Source organism: uncultured Campylobacter sp., from assembly GCF_938030785.1.
In the GTDB taxonomy this organism is placed as follows: Bacteria; Campylobacterota; Campylobacteria; order Campylobacterales; family Campylobacteraceae; genus Campylobacter_B.
This window is the reverse complement of record NZ_CALHIK010000066.1, coordinates 1-5,156: the sequence shown is the minus strand read 5'-3', so window position 1 is coordinate 5,156 and position 5,156 is coordinate 1. Positions and strand designations below refer to the sequence as shown.

At 49.5% G+C, this 5,156-nt stretch carries 3 protein-coding genes; all 3 read left to right on the top strand.

Going from position 1 to position 5,156, the window contains the following annotated elements; translation table 11 throughout:
- Positions 1 to 420: 420 nt before the first annotated feature.
- Complete coding sequence (locus Q0438_RS03435; RefSeq protein ID WP_299187412.1) at positions 421 to 2,244, top strand: biotin/lipoyl-containing protein; 1,824 nt, start codon at positions 421 to 423, stop codon at positions 2,242 to 2,244.
- Between the two features lie 130 nt (positions 2,245 to 2,374).
- On the top strand, positions 2,375 to 3,958 hold the full coding sequence (gene pckA, locus Q0438_RS03430) for a phosphoenolpyruvate carboxykinase (ATP) (RefSeq protein WP_299187409.1): 1,584 nt from the start codon (positions 2,375 to 2,377) through the stop codon (positions 3,956 to 3,958).
- Positions 3,933 to 5,156, top strand: a 1,224-nt coding sequence (locus Q0438_RS03425; RefSeq protein ID WP_299187407.1) for a CAP domain-containing protein, incomplete at its 3' end; no start/stop codon positions are given. The genes pckA and Q0438_RS03425, both read left to right, overlap by 26 nt.

The window sequence follows — 5,156 nt, the reverse complement described above, 5'->3', positions numbered from 1 at the left end:
TGCAGGAAAAAATATGAAAACGCCAGCCAGCAAAGCGCCCACACTGCGCAGAAAATTAGGAATTTTTTAGAGTATCTGTTTTGAAATTTTAAAGCCATGAATATCCTTTCTGCGCGTAATTTTATAATAAATTGCAGATATTTTCGCTAAAAATTTCATTCTCGCGGCAAAATTTCGAGCTAAATTTTGAATTGGCGAATTTTACTCGAATAAAATTCGGTATCCTTGTGAGAGCCCCCTGCCGGCTCCCGCTCGCTGTCACAATTTCTCCTGCTCACATTAAATTTTTTAATCTTGCCGTCAAATTTTAACCCCGCCGCCGCAAGCGAACACAGGCGAAATTCATCTAAAATTTTTATTTTAAAAGCTTTTTTAGGCTAGAAATATTAGAATTTGCAAAATTTAATCTAGGAGCTAAAAATGGCTAAAAAGCTTATCGACGTTATGGATACGACCTTTCGCGACGGATTTCAGTCAGTTTTCGGCGCGCGCGTGGCGATGGCGGACTTTTTGCCTGCCGTTAGCGCGGCCAAAGACGCGGGCATCACGCACTTCGAATTCGGTGGCGGCGCGCGGTTTCAGAGCCTGTATTTTTACCTAAACGAAGACGCCTTTGAGATGATGGATAAATTTAGAAGCATCGTGGGGCCTGAGGCGAACCTGCAAACCCTTAGCCGCGGCGTAAATACCGTCACGCTCGATACTGGCAGCCGCGAGATCATCGATCTGCACGCCAAGCTTTTTGCCAAGCACGGCACGACGACGATTAGAAATTTCGACGCGCTAAACGACGTGGAAAATTTAAAATTTAGCGGCGAGTGCATACATCGTCACGGTCTTAAACACGAAGTCGTGATTACGATGATGGATCTGCCGCCGGGATGCAGCGGCGCGCACGATGCGGCGTTTTACGAGAGAATTCTGCGTCAAATTTTAGATGCGCAGATTCCGTTCGACAGCGTCTGCTTCAAAGACGCAAGCGGTACCAGCAGCCCGCAGAAGGTCTATGAGACGATCAAGCGCGCGCGTAAAATTTTAGGCGACGGCGTGCATATCCGCCTGCACACACACGAGACGGCGGGCGTTAGCGTCGCATGCTATCAGGCTGCGCTCGTTGCGGGCGTAGACGGCATCGATCTTGCCGCGCATCCCGTAAGCGGCGGCACCAGCCAGCCGGACATCCTTACGCTGCTGCACGCGACGAAGGGGCAAAATTTCGACCTGGGGCTAGACGCGGAGAAAATTTTAAAATATGAAGAGGTTTTGGGCGAGTGCTTGAAGGATTATTTTATGCCGCCAGAGGCCACGCAGGTAAGCCCGCTCATTCCGTTTTCGCCGATGCCAGGAGGCGCGCTTACCGCAAACACTCAGATGATGCGCGATAATAAAATTTTAGACAAATTTCCAGCCGTCATCAAGGCTATGCGCGAGGTCGTCGAAAAGGGCGGTTTCGGCACGAGCGTGACTCCGGTTAGTCAGTTTTATTTCCAGCAGGCGTTTAACAACGTAATGTTCGGTCCGTGGAAAAAGATCGCCGAGGGCTACGGCAAGATGGTGCTAGGTTATTTCGGCAAGACGCCCGTTAAACCCGATGACGGCGTGATTAAGATGGCTGCCGAGCAGCTGGGGCTAGAGCCTACGACCAAGCACGCCGTAGATATCGCCGACGCCGACGAGAGCAAGAGTATTGCGTATGCGCAGAAAATTCTGCGCGAACAAGGCATCGAGCCTAGCGAGGAGAACATATTCATCGCGCTTGCGTGCAAAGAAAAGGGCATCGCGTTTTTAAAAGGCGAGGGCAAGGTGATGAGCCGCAAAAAAGAGGACGTAGCGCCCGCTGTAAGCCATCAAAACGGTATTTCTAAAAACGGCAAATTTGACGTTAAAATTAACGGCAAAATTTACAGCGTAGAATTTGCGGGGCAAAATGTGCTCGTAAACGGCGATCGATACGACGTTAGCTTCGATACCTCAGCGCCCGCAAAGCCGCAAGTGCAAGCTAGCCCCGAAAGCAAGGCAAGCGGCGCGGACGGCAACGAAGTAAAAGCGACGCTTCCTAGCAACGTATTTAAAATTTTAGTCAAGCAAGACGATATCGTCGAGGCAGGGCAGACGATCATCGTGCTTGAAGCGATGAAGATGGAGATAAATATCGAAAGCCCCCGCAAAGGTATAATCGATAAAATTTTAGTCGCCCAGGGCGATACGGTCGATGCCGATCAAGTGCTTGCGATTTTAAGATAAGCTCTAAATTTAGGCGGCGCTCCCGCCTAAATTTCATGAGGGCTATCCTCGGTGCTTAAGCGAGCTCACCTAAATTTTAAGCTATAATAGCGCAATCTTTTATCAAAATTTAATTTAAGAAGGACGCAAAATGACAACTCCGAACGATCTGGATAAACTAGGTCTTAAAGATATCAAAAAAATCAACCACAACCTAAGCTATGACGAGCTTTTCGAGCTTGAAAAGGCTATGGGCGAGGGACGCGTTAGCAGTAACGGCACATTTATGGTGGACACGGGCATATTTACAGGTCGTAGCCCAAAGGATAAGTACTTCGTAAAGCAAGATCCGAGCCAAAAATACATCGCCTGGGGCAAGGTAAATCAGCCTATCTCAAAAGAGCTTTTCGATAAGCTTTTAGCCAAAGCTAAAGCCCAGCTAAGCGGCAAGGATATCTTTATCCAAGACGCATTTTGCGGCGCTAGCGAAAAGAGCAAAAAATCAGTTCGTTTTGTAACCGAAGTCGCATGGCAGGCGCATTTTGTTAAAAATATGTTCATTCGTCCAAGCAAGAGCGAGCTGGCGGAATTTCATCCCGATTTCGTCGTTTACAACGCGTGCAAATGCAAAAACGAAGATTGCAAAGAGCAGGGGCTAAACTCCGACGTTTTCGTTATCTTTAACGTCGAGGAAAACGTCGCTGTTATCGGCGGAACGTGGTACGGCGGCGAGATGAAAAAGGGCATTTTCTCAATGATGAACTACTGGTTGCCGCTCGAGGGCAAGCTAAGTATGCACTGCTCGGCAAACGTGGGCAAAGATGGCGACACGGCGCTATTTTTCGGTCTAAGCGGCACGGGCAAAACTACGCTCTCGACCGATCCAAACCGCAAGCTGATCGGCGACGACGAGCACGGCTGGGACGATGAGGGGATATTTAACTTCGAGGGCGGCTGCTACGCGAAGTGCATAAATTTAGACCCGAGCAGCGAGCCTGAAATTTACGCCGCGATCAAGCGCGACGCATTGCTTGAAAACGTGGTTGCGGACGAGGCTGGCGTCGTGGACTATAAAGACGGCAGCAAGACCGAAAACACCCGTGTCAGCTACCCGATCTATCACATCGATAACTACGAGCCAAGCTCTGCTGGCGGCCATCCGAAAAACATCATCTTCCTAACCGCCGACGCATTCGGCGTTTTGCCGCCGGTCGCAAAGCTAACCAAAGAGCAGGCTATGTATTATTTCCTAAGCGGCTATACGGCCAAAGTTGCCGGCACCGAGCGCGGCATCACCGAGCCCGTGGCGACATTTAGCGCGTGCTTTGGCGAGCCGTTTATGCCGCTGCACCCAACCGTTTACGCTAAGCTGCTAGGCGAAAAGATCGATAAGCACAACGTCAGCGTCTATCTGGTAAACACAGGCTGGAGCGGCGGCGCGTACGGCGTGGGCAAGCGAATGAGCATCAAAGCCACTCGCGCATGCATAAACGCGATCCTGGACGGCAGTATCAAAAAGTGCGAATTTGAAAATTTCGAGAAATTTAACCTTGCGATCCCAAAAGAGCTCGCAGGCGTCAAGACGAAGCTGCTAAATCCTATCAATACGTGGACGCACCCGGCGGAATATAATATCACGCGCGATAAGCTAGCAAAGATGTTTGAAGAGAATTTCAAACGCTACGAGGACGTAAAAGAGGGGGTCGAGTTTGCTAAAGCGGGCCCTACGGCTTAGGCTCCTGGGCCTTGGGGCGATTTGCGCGCTTTTTGCCGCATGCGAAAACACCCCTTCAAATTTAAAACAGCCGCTCGTTGCGATGAGCGGCTTTTCCTTTTACGACGATCCGCTAAGCTACATCAACAATGTGCGCGCAAAATCTGGACTAAATCAGCTTGCGCAGAATGAAATTTTAAACACCTCCGCGCTTAATCACGCAAAATATGTCGTCGCAAACGAGGCGATGTCGCACGACGAGAGCCCGGGCAAGCCGAATTTTACGGGCGAGAATCCGTCAAAGCGCGCTTTTTACGCAGGCTATAGTGCCGCAGTACGGGAAAATTTATCCTATAATTCAAGCGATCTAAAAAGCGCGATCGACGGGCTACTCAGCGCGATCTACCATAGATTTGCATTTTTAGATTTCGCCTCGGATGAGATCGGCATCGGCTATTTTGAGCACGGCAAAAAGAGTAGCTACGTTTTTGAGATGGGAAATTCGCGCCTAAACGCCTTTTGCTCGCGGAATTTAAACGACGAAGGAAGCGGCAAATTTCTACTGGGGATGTGTAAAAACGAAACGCTACGGATGAGGGAGGATAAGTTCAAAGGCGCCACCGCGCTGAACTCGCGCCCTTACGTCTACTACCCGAACGACGAGCCCGCGCTCGCATTTTTCAGCAATGAAATTCCAGACCCCATGCCCGAGTGCAAAATCACCGCAAATCCCGTAAGCGTGGAATTTAATGCCGAGGGACCGCCCGTAGCGATGAAAAGTTTTAAAATTTACGAAAGCGGCAGGGAGCTTCAAAACGTTAAAATTTTAGACAAAAACTCCGATCCTAACGCCATTTTAAGCGATAGGCAGTTTGTGCTTTTCAGCAGAGAGGTTTTTAAATTTGACGCCAAATACGGCGCGGAGTTTAATTACGAGCAGGGCGGGAAGCAAAAGACGCTGCGGTGGGAGTTTATCACGCAGGCACCTAAATTTAGATACTTCGTCGTGCAAGGCGGAGAAAATTTGAGCGTGAAAAACGGCGTGTTTTACGACATATTCGTAACCCCGAAAGACTGCAACGATTTGATGAAAAGCTACAAAACCAGCTACTCCTTTATGGATAAGCCCGAGATTTCAAGCCCTGCGGCGAATATGCTGCGCGTAAAGCTAAACGGCGTAAAGGGCGCAAAGCTTGAAATTTCAACGGGTAACGGCGCG